We start from the raw sequence: 15953 nt of genomic DNA, 5'->3' as shown, positions 1-15953 counted from the left end.
CATGTCTAGAGATGATACATCAAGGACGAACAACAATAGAAATAGAGGATCGTCCAGTTCCAATTCAAAACCAAAACCGAAAAGTAAGAAGAAAAAGAAGTTTTTGACTAAAAAGCGTGTGCTGTGGAGCTTGTTCTTTGCTACAGCGTTGGCCATTTTCTGTGCGCTTGGCGGTTATCTGTTCATTATGCTGAATGGGCAAAAACTTCTCCTAGAGAACCAAGACAAGCTGACCGTAAATGAAACTACAAAAGTATATGACCGCAATGCTAATTTAATCGGCGAATTATCGCTTGAGAAAAGCGATCCTGTAGAGTATGAGAAGATTCCACCGTTATTGATCAATGCCTTTGTGGCCACAGAAGATAAACGCTTCTTTGAGCATTCTGGTGTGGATTTATGGTCAATCGGCCGGGCAGCGGTAAAAGATATTGCTGCACGCAGCATGGTAGAAGGTGGTAGTACCATTACTCAGCAGCTGGCCAAAAACATCTTTTTGACACGGGATAAAACATTTTTCCGTAAAGCGACTGAGGTATCCATTGCTGTAGCATTGGAGAACCAGAAATCTAAAGAAGAGATCATTACGATGTACCTGAACCGAATAAACTTTGGGGGTACGATCTACGGAATTAAAGCAGCATCGGAAAGATATTTTGGTAAGAGTGATCTGAATGATCTGAAGGTTTGGGAAATTGCAACATTGGCTGCGATGCCTAAGGGACCTTCTCGTTACAACCCTCTGCGTAACCCAGATCTTTCAAAGGAACGTCGTGCAGTAGTACTTCAGCTCATGTACGAACAAGGTTATATTACGGAGCAAGAGAGAGACGAAGCACAAGCCGTGGATTATAATTATAAGCCACCTGAAAAGAAACAGCGTTATCAAGCTTTTATTGACTTCGCAGTGGAAGAAGCAGAAGAGAAGTTTGGCTTATCCGAGGATGATCTGAATATTGGTGGTTACAAGATTTACACCACGATGGATAAGCACGCTCAAGAAACCGTAGAGGATGCTTTTGCAAACAGTGATAACTTCGAGAAGAGTGTAGACGATGAGCTGGTACAAGGTTCTATGACCATCGTGAATCAAGAGAATGGCGGCATTGTCGCACTTCTAGGTGGACGGAATTACGAGAAAAAAGGCTACAGCCGTGTAAATGGCAGCCGACGTTCTCCAGGTTCAGCCTTTAAACCAATCGTTGCTTATGCTCCAGCACTGGAAACTGGAAAATACGACATGAATTCTACACTTAGCAACGAGAAGCAGTGTTTCTCGAACTATTGCCCAACTAACCTTCACGGATATTCGAAGAGTATCAGTATGAGTGATGCTATACAGAAATCGGAGAATATTCCTTCGGTCTGGTTGCTTAATGAAATTGGAGTGAATACCGGATTTAAATTCGCCAAGAAATTGGGGATTGGTCTGGAAGATGAAGACAAGAACCTCTCACTGGCTCTCGGAGGTATGAGCAAAGGAACGAATACACTGGAAATGGCGCAAGCCTACAGTGCTTTTGCAAATGGCGGTGAACTACGAGAATCCTATTCCATTAAATCGATCTCGGATAGTAGTGGAGAGACCGTCTTCAAGGCTAATACAACGCCTGACCGTGTTATGAGTAAGGAAACGGCTTATCAAATGACCGAGATGATGCAAAGGGTTGTAGAGAGTGGTACGGGTAGAAAAGCAAGGATTGACCGTCCTGTTGCCGGTAAGACCGGTACGACTCAAAGTGGATATTCTGGAATCAGCTCGAACCGCGACGTATGGTTCGTAGGTTACACACCAGAATGGACAGCAGCGGTGTGGATGGGTTATGACAAGCCAGGCAAGAAACATCTGCTTAAGAATAGCAGTGGGCTTGCCGCAGCATTCTGGGGTAAAGTGATGGAGGAAGCGTTAAGGGATGTTCCTAAGAAGTCCTTCCCACAGCTAGATAATGAAATCGCTCCTGCACCTACAGAAACACCTGAACCAGCTAAGAATGTTAGTGGTCTTACTGCAGCTTATGATCCATCTACGATGACAGTAAATCTGGGCTGGCAGGCAGTTCCTGTTGCGGGTGTAGAATATCGTATTTATCGGAGAGAGACATCCGAGGCTGATTTCGGTCTACTGTTAAATACGGTCACGACTAGTGCAGGAGACTTTAGTGCAATGCCTGGTCTGGTTTACGAGTATTATGTTACTTCCTACGATCCTGCAACCCAAGTAGAAAGTGAACCATCGAATGTGGTTACAGTCTCTGTGCAGGATGAGATGCCAACACCTGAGCCAACCATTGATCCTAATCTCCCGACACCAACCCCTGAGAATGGTGGAGACAATGGCTGGGATAATGGCAACGGTGGTAATAATGGTGGTGGCAACGATGGAAGTGGGAATAATGGTGGAACAGGAACCTTGCCTGAATTCACTACGCCTCCACCGTCAGCAACACCGATACCTACCGCTCCGCCAGATGTACCTTCTGGAGGCGGAAGTTCGGGGAATGACAGTGGTAATGCAACACAAAGCCCTGATCAAGAGGCTAGCAATGTGAATGGTGATTCTTCTGTTCAATAGTGATGCTTTGAATTTATGAAGTTAGCTTTTCTTTTCCTGAGGCTGTCTCAAAAGTAGTGAATGCTACTTATGGGACAGCTTCTTTCTTTTATAACTCCATATTTTTCTAATCGAATCTGTGATAAAAATTTGCTGTATTTTGCGGGATGTTTTGAGTGTATCCTCTAAATGTGGTAAGCTGAAGAAACCATACTGGAGAGGGTAATTTCTATGAAACGTAAATTCGGAGACCGGGCCAACTGGCGCCGGATTACGCGTCGCCATTTTGCCTGCCGCTATGTGGAGAGCCGGGAATTCAGCGGATATATTACGCTTTATACCATCTACGGGCTGAAAGAACCACTGTGGAAGAGCTATGGACGGCATACATATCGTATTGCGGATAAAGGTTATTCCTGGCTGCAATATTTCCCAAAAGACAGTCACTATATTGTGACGGCTATGTTCGACGAACGGCAAAATATCATTCAATGGTACATAGACACCTGCAAGGTGCAGGGCGTCACAGACCAAGGCGTTCCATGGTTTGATGATTTGTATCTGGATGTGGTTGTGCTTTGGAACGGCGAGGTTTTCTTGCTTGATGAGGATGAATTAGAGGAAGCGCTGGAGAGGGAAGATATTTCCGAGAGTGATTATAAACTCGCCTGGGAGACAGCCAATACTATTTTACGCGGCATCGATGCTCATGCTTTCCCTTATTTCTCACTATCTTTGAAGCATCGTGCCGAATTATTTCATCATGGAGAATTCAGGAGGAAATAAAGAAATGGAATGGTATGTCTACGGAAGAGGGTCTTCCCCGATTCGGATTGTTTCCAAAAAACGCAGATTCTGGACGAAACGAACGTTGCTTATCGCTTTATCGATAATTGTGATTGCTGGATTGTTGTGGTGTGCTTATGCGTTAAACAATATTAATAAAGCTGCCACCACAGATCCTATGCAAAAGGCGGATGTTGGGATCATTCTTGGCATGTCGATGTGGGGGGATGAGCCTAGCCCAGGACTTAAGGAACGGCTGGATTACGGACTGAAGCTTTATCAAAAAGGGATGTTCCCACATCTTATTGTATCTGGTGGTTTAGATAAACCTGATTTACAATACACAGAAGCTCAAGGAATGCGTAATTATTTGGTTGCTAAAGGAGTGCCAGATAGCGCCATTTACGTAGAGAATGAAGCTACCAGCACTTACGAGAATCTTTTGTTTAGTAAAGAGATTATGGCACGTGAAGGTTTGTCTTCAGCAATAATTATTACGCATACTTATCATGGGTGGCGGGCTCATGAAATTGCTGACGAGCTTGGATTTGTGAATCCTGAGCTGGGACTTACAGAATCCACCGTTCTATCGATGACAAGACATAAAACACGTGAGATTCTAGCCTATACGAAATGGAAGCTTCAGCAGCTATTCCTGTGATTTGTCCAAAAAATCCCGAATCTTCTAATAACACTTCATTTACTGGAATAGACTTGATTAGAGAAGTCAGCCCTGGATAATGAGGTGATACCGATGAGCGGACGCGTAGCAGCGGCCAGTGGACGGGAGGAAGAAAGACCGTCTCGACAAATCAATATTGTATTGCGGAGTCAAGAGCCTCCGGCTATAACTAACCCTTCTGGAGAGAGTCGGCCGGTACCTCCAAAAAATCACGGCCACACTAGCCTGTTCCAAGAGTTAACGCAAGAATTGGAAGGTTTAGTGGGTCTGGACAATATCAAAGAGCTAGTCTTTGAAATTTACGCCTTGTTACAGATTACTCAAATGCGAACTGAGGCAGGACTAGCAAGCGGTGGGCAAGCTTATCACATGGTTTTTAAAGGGAATCCCGGAACTGGCAAGACAACCGTGGCTAGAATCGTGGCTAAGCTGTTTCAACGTATGGGTGTACTGACCAAAGGACATCTCATTGAGGTGGAGAGAGCCGACCTTGTAGGAGAATACATCGGTCATACAGCACAGAAGACTCGCGATCTGGTAAAAAAGGCTTTGGGTGGTATTTTGTTTATCGATGAGGCTTATAGCCTCGCTCGGGGTGGAGAAAAGGATTTTGGAAAAGAAGCGATTGATACGCTCGTCAAGGCCATGGAGGATCATCGCAGTCAATTTATACTTATCTTAGCGGGGTACTCTGGGGAGATGGAGTATTTTTTGATGAGCAATCCCGGATTGCCTTCACGGTTTCCGATACAGGTGGAATTTCCTGATTATACGATCGATCAACTGCTGCAAATTGCTGAACTCATGGCAAAAGATCGCGACTATATTTTGATGCCACAGGCGATACTCAAGTTAAAGCAGCATTTGTTAGTAGAGAAGACGGAGAGTCTTCATGCTTTCAGTAATGCGCGGTATGTTCGCAACGCCATTGAGAAAGCTGTTCGGGGTCAGGCTGTAAGACTGTTAAACCAGTATGAAAGTACCAGCCCAGGCAAGCAGGAATTAATGACGCTTCGAACTGAGGATTTCAAATTATGAATTACAGGATACTATCACCGTCATAAGGAGCATGACATACATGGCAATAACAACGCATGATACGGAAACAGATGTACAAGATCGAGCGATATTGGTAAGTCTCGTCACAGATAAAATTAAAAGAACCGGAATTGATCCAGAGCTTTCACTACAGGAATTAGTGCAATTAGCCGAAACCGCTGGTGTTGAAGTTCTGGATGTGCTGCGTCAAAACAAGGAAACGCCTGATTCTAGATGGTTTATTGGTAAAGGTAAAGTAGAAGAGCTACGGATGGCTGCTGATGCTCTCGGGGCTAATACAGCTATCTTTGATCAAGAATTGTCCGGAGCCCAAGTACGGAACCTTGAGGAGGCGCTGGATCTTAAGATTATTGACCGGACGCAGCTTATTCTGGATATTTTTGCGGGGCGTGCGAAGACGCGAGAAGGAATTATTCAGGTAGAGCTGGCACAATTGTCCTATCTGTTACCCCGGCTTTCCGGACAAGGGAAGAACTTATCCAGACTAGGTGGAGGAATTGGTACCAGAGGTCCAGGTGAAAGTAAACTGGAAACCGATCGCCGACATATTCGTGATCGGATTACGGAGCTGAAACGCCAGCTGGATGAGGTTGTTAAGACTCGTGAGCTACATCGAGAGCGTCGCCGCAAGGCGGGAGCGGTGCAAGTCGCACTTGTTGGGTATACGAATGCAGGGAAATCAACGCTGCTTAAGCAACTAACCGATGCGGATGTCTATATTGAAAACCAGTTGTTTGCCACACTGGACCCTACTTCACGTGTGCTTGAGCTAGCAGGTGGTAAAGAAGTCGTGCTTACGGATACTGTAGGCTTCATTCAGAATCTTCCGCATGATCTTGTCGCATCTTTCCGTGCAACGCTGGAGGAAGTGAATGAGGCCAATTTGGTGCTACATGTGGTGGATGCCTCTTCACCAATGCGTGAGGAGCAGATGGAGATTGTCCAATCCATCTTGCAGGATCTAGGTGCATCTGGTACACCGCAAATCGTACTTTTTAATAAAATTGATCTATGTCAGCCTGAGCAACTGGAAATGTTGCCTACAGGTACAGGATACTTGAAGATCAGTGCATTTAATCCTGAAGATTTAACACGGATTACCGAAATGATCGCCGATGAATTGGCTGGCGACACACTCAATTTCCGCATTCCCGGAGATCGAGGTGACATTTCTTCCTTGCTGTACAGGGTGGGAGAGGTTCTGGAAACGACATATGATGAGAACGATGTGCTCTATAACGTTCGTCTTAATAAAGAGGATTATGACAAATGGGGTTACATGCTTGCTGATTTTGTGGACCAGCAGTAATCTTGTCAGTCATTCCTAAGGTGGAAATGCTTCGTTTATAGGTATAAAATAATAGCTAATCTAGAAAGCGTCAGTTTACTGCCGCTTTCTGTCATTATGATGGCAAGTAAATGTAAGGAGCGAATATGAACGAATGGTAGTTTTTGCAGAGGATATTTTGAGCGCGGCAGAGGCCGCAGAAGTTGAAATAGAAGGCGCTGTCAAAGCCCTTGATCGTATTGTAGATAAGAATCAGTGGAAGGTTATAGAAGCGTTCCAGCGTCATCAAGTCAGTGATTTTCACTTTGCCGGTTCAACGGGGTATGCGTATAATGACCGTGGCCGTGAAGTGTTGGATCTTGTCTATGCTGACGTTTTTGGTGCGGAATCTGCACTGGTACGCCCGCATTTCGCTTCAGGAACACACACCATATCAACAGCCCTATTTGGTGTACTGCGTCCAGGAGATGAGCTGCTATACATCACAGGACGTCCGTACGATACCTTACATAAGGTAATTGGTCACACAGGGGATGGGACAGGTTCACTCGCAGATTTCGGAATTACTTACCGGGAGGTTGCTCTTACTGCAGATGGCAAGATCGATTGGGAAGAGGTAGCTCTCGCTATTAACGAAAATACTAAAGTGATTGGAATCCAAAGGTCACGAGGATATGATTGGCGTGCTTCTTTCACAGTGGCTGAAATTGGTGAAATGACTTCGAGGGTAAAGGCGTTGAAACCGGAAGTGATTGTCTTCGTAGACAATTGTTATGGTGAGTTTACCGAAGAGCTTGAGCCTCCACAGGTTGGTGTGGATCTAGTAGCAGGATCGTTAATTAAGAATCCGGGTGGCGGTATTGCTGAGACAGGCGGTTATATTTGTGGCCGACAGGATCTTGTAGAATTGGCAGCTTATCGATTAACCGCTCCTGGCATAGGTGGTGAAGTAGGGGCTATGTTAGGAACAACACGTGGGCTTTACCAAGGGTTGTTTATGGCACCGCACACGGTCGGACAAGCTTTAAAAGGGAGTATTTTTGCTGCATCCGTATTTCAGCGTTGCGGGTTTGAGACAAAGCCAGCGTGGAACGAGCCTCGTACAGATTTGATTCAGGCGGTTTCTTTTGATGGACCAGAACACTTAATTGCCTTTGTTCAGGGCATACAACGCGCTGCGGCTGTGGACAGCCATGTGGTACCAGAGCCTTGGGATATGCCAGGTTATGAACATCCTGTTATTATGGCTGCAGGTACGTTTATACAAGGTGGAAGCTTGGAGTTATCTGCAGATGCGCCTATACGGGCTCCTTATATTGGCTATATGCAAGGCGGGTTAACCTATTCACATGTTAAATATGGCGTTTTGATGGCACTTCAAAGTATGCGTGAAAGAAAATTGCTGTAAGAATATCTCACATACCATTGACACGCTGTATTAGGAAATGTACAATGAGATCAGAAAAAGATCATTGGAAGGTTGGATGAGTCATGGGTGATGAAATCCGCAGAAATATGGCATTATTTCCTATTGGAATTGTAATGAAGCTGACTGATTTGTCCGCGAGACAAATTCGTTATTATGAGCAGCACAGTCTGATCGTACCAGCACGTACGTCGGGGAATCAGCGTTTGTTCTCTTTTAATGATGTTGAGCGCCTATTAGAAATTAAAGCTCTGATCGAGAAGGGTGTTAATATTGCTGGCATTAAGCAAGTAATGAATCCTGTCTCTAAGGAATCTGAGGAAGCTACTGTTATTACCCCTGATACAGAGGTAAGACGTAGAGAGTTATCCGATTCCCAGCTTCACCGAATGCTGAAGCAAGAACTAGTTTCCGGTAAAAGACCGGGACAAGTGTCTCTGATTCAAGGTGAGTTATCCCGGTTTTTTAATAAATAATAATATATAGAAGTTCGAAAGGGAGAGGATCACATGAGCTTTTCTAAAGAGGATATTTTACGCATTGCCAAGGAAGAGAATGTTCGTTTTATTCGTCTGCAATTTACGGATCTATTAGGTACTATCAAGAATGTAGAGATTCCAGTTAGCCAATTGGAAAAAGCGCTTGATAATAAAATGATGTTTGATGGTTCTTCCATCGAAGGTTATGTACGGATTGAAGAATCTGATATGTATCTCTTCCCTGACCTAGATACATGGGTAATCTTCCCTTGGGTGACTGATAGTCGTGTAGCTCGTCTGATTTGTGACGTCTACATGCCAGATGGTACACCTTTTGCTGGAGACCCGCGTGGTATCCTCAAACGTTGTCTGAAGGAAGCAGAAGAAATGGGTTTCACAGCTATGAACGTTGGACCAGAACCTGAATTCTTCCTATTCAAGACAGACGAAAGAGGCAATCCTACTACGGAATTGAACGACCAAGGCGGATACTTTGACTTAGCGCCAACGGATTTAGGGGAAAACTGTCGTCGTGAAATCGTACTGACCCTTGAAGAAATGGGCTTTGAAATCGAAGCTTCCCACCATGAAGTAGCTTCGGGCCAGCATGAAATTGACTTTAAATATGCTGACGCGATTACTGCTGCTGACCAAATTCAAACCTTTAAGCTCGTCGTGAAAACGGTAGCCCGTCAACACGGCCTGCATGCAACTTTTATGCCTAAACCATTGTTCGGTATCAACGGATCTGGTATGCACGCTCACCAATCCTTGTTTAAAGGCAAAGAAAACATGTTCTACGACGAAAGCGACAAACTGGGTCTGAGCAAAACTGCACGTTACTACATGGCTGGTATTTTGAAGCACGCTCGTGCTTTTGCAGCGATTACTAACCCAACAGTGAACTCATACAAACGCCTTGTTCCTGGTTATGAAGCACCTTGCTACGTAGCTTGGTCTGCAAGTAACCGTAGCCCAATGATTCGTATTCCGGCTTCTAGAGGTCTTAGCACACGTGTTGAGGTTCGTAACCCGGACCCAGCAGCTAACCCTTACCTCGCACTTGCTGTTATGTTGAAAGCAGGTCTTGACGGAATTAAACGTAAGCTTGATCTTCCGGCTCCGATTGACCGTAACATCTATGTGATGTCTGAAGAAGAGCGCATCGAAGAAGGCATTCCAAGCTTGCCATCCGATTTGAAAGAAGCACTTAGCGAAATGATCCGTAGTCATGTTATAACCGAAGCTCTCGGCGAACATGCTTTGGCTCACTTCTACGAGCTAAAAGAAATCGAATGGGATATCTACCGCACACAAGTTCACGAGTGGGAAAGAGCGCAATATATGACTCTTTACTAGAACTGTTAAACCCTTGACACCATTGGTGTTAAGGGTTTTTTTCTGTGTGGGTAAGGTTTGGAGGTTTTGTGGAAGGTTAATGAGCGCCCCCGTAATGCCCCCTAAAAATGTAGTTTCATTAAAGGATACTTCTCATATGAGCTTCAAATTTCTCCATACTGCTTTCATTTATTTTCTTTGAAATATGTGTGTATGTGTCCGCTGTGATTCTCATACTACCGTGACCTAAACGTTCTTGTACGTACTTCATATCGTTACCAGCCTCAAGTAAAAGGACAGCATGAGTGTGACGAAGAGAATGGATCGGCATCGCTGGGAGACCAATACGTTTCAAAATTCGCAAAAAAGAATTGAATAGAAAGGATTTCGGCTAACCCGTGACGAAGCCGCGGCATGTATTAAGCCACTTTATATCACAGGTGGACCCGGATGGCGTCCGGAACGTCCGAAAGACTGGGCAATTCCACCGAAATATCGATGTGCGGAACTTAAAGTTCATGTGGAAGCTACAGAACAACCTATTGCTTATCTTCATGTGCGAAACGCAATACCACCCGTAAGAAGGTGAAGAAGGAAATATCTCCTTTGAAGCAAAAGATATTCGCTGAACACAAACCAGGAAAGGGTACGGCAGATAGAGGGGAATTTCCGCGATTAGATTGCTTGAGTCGTTTGGACTAATGATCTAAAGAACTTCACTGCAATGTTTACTGGTGCTCTTAATGGCTATGCTGCACAGGGGTCTTATCATCCGAATGATCGATTTGAAGATTATAAGATTCGTATAACAACGAAGTTATTGCATTATTGGTTATCAGGAATGCTGAACAGTAGCTACAAGAGGCAAAAAGATATGAAAAAAAGAGCTGTTTTCACAGCCCCTCTGGAATAGAAAATTACTCAGGCATGATCCAAACAATCTCACATATCCGGACAAAGAACTTTCTACCTCTAGTATCTAACACAACATGGTCTGGTTTGACATCAACTACACATCCGCTGACTCCACCACGAGTAGTTTCTAACACAACTTGTTTTCCAATAACAGATTTTAAGGTTTCTACAACATATGGATCAACAGGGTATACCACGATGGGTTGTGGCATTTGGTGCATTTGATGCATTGAATTCATTTGGTTCATTGGATAGTTCAACATATTACCTCCCAATTGGTTATACGTCATCCTATGCTGATGCCTAGCCAATGTACTGGGCAGTAACCCATTTTCAAAATAAGGGTAAGCCATTAATCGGGATAGCCCCAGTAGCGGAACCTCATTTATCTTTAGGAGTTTTGGGTTTACCTGTCTGAGGCAAGGCAACACCAAAAACAATTCCTAAACCAATACCTAATGCATGTTGTGGAATGCAAATCCAAAAGCAACAGCAAAGCAAGTTTCGTTAGTCCCAGGGAGGGAAAAGACATGGAAACATGGGATAAATACCGTTGTGAGTGCGGCAGGAAATACGCTAACGGATGAATAAGCTGCAGATTCTGTTCCCTATCGACTACAACCTTGAAATTATCGCTGATTTTGAACGGGATATACAAGGGAGCTGAAAAGCAACTGCTTCAATGGAGGAGAGATTACAATACTCGGAGCACAGATCCGGGCTGGTGAAATGATTGAGTGGCTTGAGAAATCCGGAATTCCTTGGTTAAGGTAGACGAAAGGGATGATTCAGGAACATGTTGAAATCCTACGCCTGCAGCTTACTGGGATGAGTTATGAAGAAGCAGTGAACCAGCTGCAGGCCGATGTACAACAAGGAACTTTATTCTGAGGGCATAGCCCATAAGGAGAGATAAACGAAATGGCAAAACAAACAACTCTCAAGAAATCAGGACTGATACCGGAAGACAAAGTAATCATGCATTCATGCTACGAAGCTCGGAAGGGAAAATACAAGGATAAGGTTTGGACGGTGAAGTCGGAACCGTGTGACTTGTGCGGATCAGAGGTAGTGCTGCTGGAAGGTTTTAATGGCGGGTTTGCCACTGAATATCTAAAGAAGGTAGAGGGTTAACCACCCTCTCCCATATAAAGGAGAGGACAAATAACCAGTATGTATTGAAAGAACAATTATGCAAACAAGTTGCTCAGCGCAGGGGTTGGACAAATGCGGAGACTATAATCGGGGGATGCTTGGTGACCTTAAACGATCGATGACGAGATAAATTAAACCCAACCAAGGTATGAAAATTGTCAGTATGACAGCAATAACAATCTTCCATATTTCGGATTTCTTTTTCCACATAACTCTAGCAACTAAAATTGGAACAAGTATACGTAGTGCATATATTCCAATACCAATGAGTATATATTCCATTTCATATTCTCCTTATGTATTATTTATTCTCTTTTTACTATCGGTTGGAAAATAAATCATTATTAACATTGCTTCAATTTATTCGAAAATACGACGAAGAAATGAGGCAAAGCCATGAAGTCCATAACCATCATTCAGCCGTGGGCAACACTGATAGCTCTCAATGAGAAGAAGTTTGAAACGCGCAGCTGTCCCACAAAGCACAGAGGACCACTCGCTATCCATGCAGGGAAGAAGATTGATAAAGAAGCCTGCGAGGTGCCAGAGATTAAAGCAGCATTGGCTCGGAACGGTTATACAGTGGACAACTTACCGACTGGGGCTGTGGTAGCTGTTTCAGAGTTAAAAGATTGCTTCAGAATCCGGCGAGATGTGCTGGGCGGAGTGATGGCCTTAGAATCAGACACTCGAAAAACTCACTTCAATACTCTTGATAAAGAGTATTCCTTCGGATGGTTTGATCAAGGACGCTATGCTTGGGAATTGGCAGACATTAAGCAACTGCTGGCTCCGATTCCAGCCAAAGGGCAACAACAGATTTGGAACTGGGAAGGAGTGCAGTTATGAGTGAATCGGGAAAAATTCCCTTATCCAGCATGACACCAGAATGGATAGAAGAGATAAAGAGAAATTTTAAAGCAGGTTTTCCATGGTGGTTCATGATTGAAAAGGCAGAAATTGCGTATTTAATTCACTCACTAGAAGAGTCACAACAACAGAACGCGCGTTGGAAAGAAGCTATAAATGGGTTGATGATGGCTGACACAGATGTTCAGAGGGATTTAGCAGAGGCACAGCAGACCATAACCCGGCAACAGGCGGAGTTGGATGAACATCAAGGGCAAATGAAAATCCTGACCGAGTGGGCGAACGCAGAGGAAATGAATGTTTCTGATTTGATTTCTGAGCGAAATGATCTACAGGAAGCACTTGAAAAGATTAAATCCGCGGCGCCAAATCCTTTTTATCATATGGCTTCGGATGCTCTGAAGTGAAATATGGAAGGGAGCAACAAGTCATGACACAGGTAAAGGATAAGACAAACATTTGCACCTGAGAGAGGGCAGAGGCGGCATTTATCACGCTTAGTATTGTTAAGTAGACACATAAGGCGTAACAAATGTTATTCGTTTTTCTTCTGTATCAGCTTCTCTATATAAATCCAAACATAGTAAGTAATCCAAAATGCCATCATGGTTGCTAATAATGCATAAGACCTTTTATCGTATGGAAGAGTGAAAGCCAAGATGATCCCTAGAATGAGGAACGGTGGTGAAAGGGTGAAATATTTCTTTTTATGCAATTTAACTATCTCCTTATTATTAATTAGTTATAAGTACATTATCACTATTAACAAATTATGGGGAGTGTGGACATGATCCTATGCGATCTACCATATGCACAACGCAGAGCCCTTGGGATTCTATCCTGCCGTTTGATCAGCTATGGAAGGCATATGAACGGATCATTAAGGATAACGGGGCAATCGTCTTATTTGCTAAAGTCCCATTTGATAAGGCACTTGCAGCCAGCAATATGAAATTATTCAAATATGAATGGATATGGGAAAAGAACAAGGCTACAGGACACTTAAACAAAGGTCTGATGCCGCTGCAAGCTCATGAAAACATACTAGTCTTATATAAAAGGCTGCCGACCTATAATGCTCAAATGAGTTAGGGACATAAACCAATGAAGGCAGCGACTAACAACCTTAAATCATCTGTTATGGTGATGGAATTCCGTGGTCAAACGAGGCTGGAAAGACTGAGAGATTGCCGCGCAGTGTCTTGTACTATCCGGTAGTTAACAACGATGATCCTGAACTAATCCATCCCAATCAAAAACCAGTGGAGTAGTGCGAATATCTCATACGCACCTACACCAACCCTGGGGGAACCGTCCTAGATAATTGTGCTGGAAGTTGTACAACGGCTGTGGCTGCATCAAGGACTGGAAGAAAATATATCGCTATAGGGCGTGATGAACGACATGCTGCAGACGGAATGGAACGGTTGAAGAATATGCAATTAACGTTGTTCTAAGGGGCGAAGGCCATCGTCCGACAGCATAAACCCAGCAACGCGGGGGCCGCACCAGATCATTAAGGGAGTAGGAGTATCCCTCCTCTCCCAAAGGCACAGTAGACGCATACTGCGACATAAAAAAAGATAAAAGTGATTATGCACCCTTATCTTTTTCAAGCAATTCTATTATTCTGTCTAATTTTTTCTCTATGCTAGCATTTTTATCTGAAACCTTGTTTTTAGTTAGATAATCTCTTTTTAACAGTAAAACCAAGGGAATCGCCCAAACAAATGCCAATGGTATTAAAAAAATATATTGCAAGATAACACCTCATTAATAGTTATTGTTTTATTATAACAAACTAAAACTAAAAAAAAGAACTTATTTGAAGTTATTTACTGCGCAGTACGAAGATACATGACATTAATGGATAGAGGAGGTTACAGTACTCCTCACCCAAAGTTTATGACGCAGTAGACGCATACTGTGAAGCAAAAGTATTTACAACTTAGATTTCTCTTTATACTTTGACCAATTTATCCAAGATAAACTTATAAAACCTAACGCCATAAGCAGAATTTGTATTGGATCTCGATAAATATCGAATACAATTCCGATGCCAACAGAGAGAGGTATTAATATAAGACAAATAATAGAAAGCCATTTATTAATATTTTGATTTTCCTTCTTTATGTTATTCATGTTTATCCCCTTTCAAATAAATGATAATTATTAACAAATGTATTATATCATGTCAACTTAGGTTGATGTCCACATGCTGCACGGTACGAAAATACTGGGACAGAGATGGGTTAATAGCCCTCCTCTCCCACAAGGAGGATATAAATGATGGAGTTGGCTGTACTGAACTTATAAAGGTGCTGAGACACATGGATAAGCATGACATTGTATACGTTTTGATTAACATGCTGCATGGAAAGGTAGAAATGGCAACACAAAACGATTCTGAGGCATGGGCATTTAATTGGGATATGAAGGGAATTCGAATACAAGTGTTCATGAACATGAATCTGATTGCAAGTATAGAGCGTACAGTATCAGCGCTGGATTAATTTAGGGGGCTGAGACCCCAATCAAAGGAGACGATACACGATGAATACTTATGAAGTATGGGTCCAGTGGAGCGAATGGGATGATCCTTGGTGCAGACGAACAGTACAAGGTGAAACTGCTGGGAAGGCTAAGTATTCATTTTGGGAATACCTTCAGGATGGATTGTGGGAAGAGAAGTTCGGTACAGTAGTCAAGAAATTGCGCTGCCGGAAGATCGGCGGTTTCAAGGTCAGTGACTTGTTCACCAATCCAGCGACCTTCCGGGAGATTTGTGAGCGCCGTGCAATTGACTTCGCATATCAAGGAATGAAGATCGAGGTTGACGGGCAATGTGGCGTGATAGTGGGCGGCATGAAAGTCACGATGTTTGAGAGAACAATCTGCATTGACTTGAATGACATCATAGAAGGGCAAGCACATAGCTTGAGTAGTTACAAAAAATGCTTGGATGAAGACACTTGGGACAGGTACAAAGTGCAGATCGAAGAGATGGAACTTGACTATTAGGCCGAAGGCCATCGAGTCAGACCGAATAATTCCAGTAAAATGGGGCCCGGGTAATCATTGATCTTACCCATTAAAGATATACCAAAGTAATCCATAAGCTATTCCGAAGTAAGCAATCACACCCAGTAAAGAGATGGATAAAAGAATAATGATAACTTTCTTACCGTTCATAAAATTCACCTCATATTTAATATAGCACGGGTTGAGAGAGGAACAAGAGACTTTGATAATCCGAAAGCGAGGAAATCATAATAAGCGATTGGTACTCAGGAATCAAAAGCAAGCAGATTGAATCTACAGGCGGTGGGCAAGGAAAGATTAAGAGATCACAACTCACGGAGAAAGAGAGAGTAAACGTCATACATCATTTTAACTTTTCCAAT

The 15953-nt window shown here is 43.4% G+C and carries 17 protein-coding genes and 2 pseudogenes; 15 read left to right on the top strand and 4 right to left on the bottom strand.

The window, feature by feature from the left end:
* The first annotated feature begins 1 nt into the window (after window position 1).
* The 8 genes from MKY99_RS16770 (at window position 2) to glnA (ending at window position 9630) form a co-directional block, all read left to right on the top strand.
* Window positions 2–2572, top strand: coding sequence for a PBP1A family penicillin-binding protein (locus MKY99_RS16770; protein ID WP_339265121.1), 2571 nt, complete (start codon window positions 2–4; stop codon window positions 2570–2572).
* A gap of 210 nt (window positions 2573–2782) precedes the next feature.
* Entirely contained in the window at window positions 2783–3337 is a 555-nt protein-coding gene (locus MKY99_RS16765; RefSeq protein WP_042128364.1) for a DUF402 domain-containing protein, read from the top strand.
* A gap of 4 nt (window positions 3338–3341) precedes the next feature.
* Window positions 3342–3998 carry a YdcF family protein gene (locus MKY99_RS16760; RefSeq protein ID WP_339265119.1) on the top strand — a complete coding sequence of 219 codons (657 nt, stop codon included), beginning with the start codon at window positions 3342–3344 and terminating at the stop codon, window positions 3996–3998.
* 93 nt (window positions 3999–4091) lie between these two features.
* A complete protein-coding gene (locus MKY99_RS16755) occupies window positions 4092–5057 on the top strand; it encodes an AAA family ATPase (RefSeq protein ID WP_339265117.1) in 966 nt (321 codons plus the stop codon).
* Between the two features lie 40 nt (window positions 5058–5097).
* Window positions 5098–6387 (top strand): GTPase HflX, encoded by a 1290-nt coding sequence (gene hflX / locus MKY99_RS16750; protein ID WP_042188885.1) that lies wholly within the window; start codon window positions 5098–5100, stop codon window positions 6385–6387.
* 133 nt (window positions 6388–6520) lie between these two features.
* Window positions 6521–7774 carry a methionine gamma-lyase family protein gene (locus MKY99_RS16745; RefSeq protein ID WP_339265115.1) on the top strand — a complete coding sequence of 418 codons (1254 nt, stop codon included), beginning with the start codon at window positions 6521–6523 and terminating at the stop codon, window positions 7772–7774.
* A gap of 83 nt (window positions 7775–7857) precedes the next feature.
* Entirely contained in the window at window positions 7858–8268 is a 411-nt protein-coding gene (locus MKY99_RS16740; protein ID WP_042128355.1) for a MerR family transcriptional regulator, read from the top strand.
* Window positions 8269–8301: 33 nt separating this feature from the next.
* The gene (glnA, locus tag MKY99_RS16735; RefSeq protein ID WP_042128352.1) at window positions 8302–9630 is read left to right on the top strand and encodes a type I glutamate--ammonia ligase; all 1329 of its coding nucleotides are present in this window, start codon (window positions 8302–8304) and stop codon (window positions 9628–9630) included.
* Between the two features lie 118 nt (window positions 9631–9748).
* On the opposite strand, the pseudogene MKY99_RS16730 reads toward glnA, so the two are convergent.
* A pseudogene (locus MKY99_RS16730) lies at window positions 9749–10000 on the bottom strand (tyrosine-type recombinase/integrase); the annotation flags it as partial.
* Between the two features lie 526 nt (window positions 10001–10526).
* Window positions 10527–10745, bottom strand: a complete 219-nt coding sequence (locus MKY99_RS16725; RefSeq protein WP_339265112.1) for a DUF2642 domain-containing protein — start codon at window positions 10743–10745, stop codon at window positions 10527–10529.
* Between the two features lie 700 nt (window positions 10746–11445).
* On the opposite strand from MKY99_RS16725, the gene MKY99_RS16720 reads away from it, so the two are divergent.
* From MKY99_RS16720 to MKY99_RS16710, 3 genes are all read left to right on the top strand, one after another.
* Window positions 11446–11658, top strand: coding sequence for a hypothetical protein (locus MKY99_RS16720; protein WP_339265110.1), 213 nt, complete (start codon window positions 11446–11448; stop codon window positions 11656–11658).
* Window positions 11659–12075: 417 nt separating this feature from the next.
* Entirely contained in the window at window positions 12076–12528 is a 453-nt protein-coding gene (locus MKY99_RS16715; RefSeq protein ID WP_339265109.1) for an ASCH domain-containing protein, read from the top strand.
* Window positions 12525–12956 carry a hypothetical protein gene (locus tag MKY99_RS16710; protein ID WP_339265108.1) on the top strand — a complete coding sequence of 144 codons (432 nt, stop codon included), beginning with the start codon at window positions 12525–12527 and terminating at the stop codon, window positions 12954–12956. The genes MKY99_RS16715 and MKY99_RS16710 overlap by 4 nt, the downstream gene beginning before the upstream one ends.
* A gap of 128 nt (window positions 12957–13084) precedes the next feature.
* Here MKY99_RS16710 and MKY99_RS16705 read toward each other — a convergent pair whose 3' ends face one another.
* Entirely contained in the window at window positions 13085–13264 is a 180-nt protein-coding gene (locus tag MKY99_RS16705; RefSeq protein ID WP_081382781.1) for a hypothetical protein, read from the bottom strand.
* Window positions 13265–13344: 80 nt separating this feature from the next.
* Between MKY99_RS16705 and MKY99_RS16700 the strand changes: the two genes are divergently transcribed.
* Complete coding sequence (locus MKY99_RS16700) at window positions 13345–13641, top strand: hypothetical protein (protein WP_339265106.1); 297 nt, start codon at window positions 13345–13347, stop codon at window positions 13639–13641.
* A 191-nt stretch (window positions 13642–13832) separates the two neighbouring features.
* Window positions 13833–13898, top strand: a pseudogene (locus MKY99_RS16695) (hypothetical protein); the annotation flags it as partial.
* A 244-nt stretch (window positions 13899–14142) separates the two neighbouring features.
* Here the strand turns inward: MKY99_RS16695 and MKY99_RS16690 are convergent.
* Complete coding sequence (locus MKY99_RS16690; protein ID WP_231573285.1) at window positions 14143–14310, bottom strand: DUF4083 family protein; 168 nt, start codon at window positions 14308–14310, stop codon at window positions 14143–14145.
* A 569-nt stretch (window positions 14311–14879) separates the two neighbouring features.
* On the opposite strand from MKY99_RS16690, the gene MKY99_RS16685 reads away from it, so the two are divergent.
* Together MKY99_RS16685 and MKY99_RS16680 are read left to right on the top strand one after the other, a co-directional pair.
* Window positions 14880–15062, top strand: coding sequence for a hypothetical protein (locus MKY99_RS16685; protein WP_339265104.1), 183 nt, complete (start codon window positions 14880–14882; stop codon window positions 15060–15062).
* A 40-nt stretch (window positions 15063–15102) separates the two neighbouring features.
* Window positions 15103–15570, top strand: a complete 468-nt coding sequence (locus MKY99_RS16680; RefSeq protein WP_339265102.1) for a hypothetical protein — start codon at window positions 15103–15105, stop codon at window positions 15568–15570.
* Window positions 15571–15953 lie beyond the last annotated feature (383 nt).

This window comes from Paenibacillus sp. FSL R5-0470 (genome assembly GCF_037975205.1).
Classification (GTDB): Bacteria; Bacillota; Bacilli; order Paenibacillales; family Paenibacillaceae; genus Paenibacillus_AQ.
This window is presented reverse-complemented; position numbering and strand designations above follow the sequence as displayed.

Coding starts and splice junctions, on each gene's coding strand:
- MKY99_RS16770 (WP_339265121.1), top strand. CDS start 2: ATGTCTAGAGATGATACATCAAGGACGAACAACAATAGAAATAGAGGA.
- MKY99_RS16765 (WP_042128364.1), top strand. CDS start 2,783: ATGAAACGTAAATTCGGAGACCGGGCCAACTGGCGCCGGATTACGCGT.
- MKY99_RS16760 (WP_339265119.1), top strand. CDS start 3,342: ATGGAATGGTATGTCTACGGAAGAGGGTCTTCCCCGATTCGGATTGTT.
- MKY99_RS16755 (WP_339265117.1), top strand. CDS start 4,092: ATGAGCGGACGCGTAGCAGCGGCCAGTGGACGGGAGGAAGAAAGACCG.
- hflX (WP_042188885.1), top strand. CDS start 5,098: ATGGCAATAACAACGCATGATACGGAAACAGATGTACAAGATCGAGCG.
- MKY99_RS16745 (WP_339265115.1), top strand. CDS start 6,521: ATGGTAGTTTTTGCAGAGGATATTTTGAGCGCGGCAGAGGCCGCAGAA.
- MKY99_RS16740 (WP_042128355.1), top strand. CDS start 7,858: ATGGGTGATGAAATCCGCAGAAATATGGCATTATTTCCTATTGGAATT.
- glnA (WP_042128352.1), top strand. CDS start 8,302: ATGAGCTTTTCTAAAGAGGATATTTTACGCATTGCCAAGGAAGAGAAT.
- MKY99_RS16725 (WP_339265112.1), bottom strand. CDS start 10,745: ATGCACCAAATGCCACAACCCATCGTGGTATACCCTGTTGATCCATAT.
- MKY99_RS16720 (WP_339265110.1), top strand. CDS start 11,446: ATGGCAAAACAAACAACTCTCAAGAAATCAGGACTGATACCGGAAGAC.
- MKY99_RS16715 (WP_339265109.1), top strand. CDS start 12,076: ATGAAGTCCATAACCATCATTCAGCCGTGGGCAACACTGATAGCTCTC.
- MKY99_RS16710 (WP_339265108.1), top strand. CDS start 12,525: ATGAGTGAATCGGGAAAAATTCCCTTATCCAGCATGACACCAGAATGG.
- MKY99_RS16700 (WP_339265106.1), top strand. CDS start 13,345: ATGCGATCTACCATATGCACAACGCAGAGCCCTTGGGATTCTATCCTG.
- MKY99_RS16685 (WP_339265104.1), top strand. CDS start 14,880: ATGGATAAGCATGACATTGTATACGTTTTGATTAACATGCTGCATGGA.
- MKY99_RS16680 (WP_339265102.1), top strand. CDS start 15,103: ATGAATACTTATGAAGTATGGGTCCAGTGGAGCGAATGGGATGATCCT.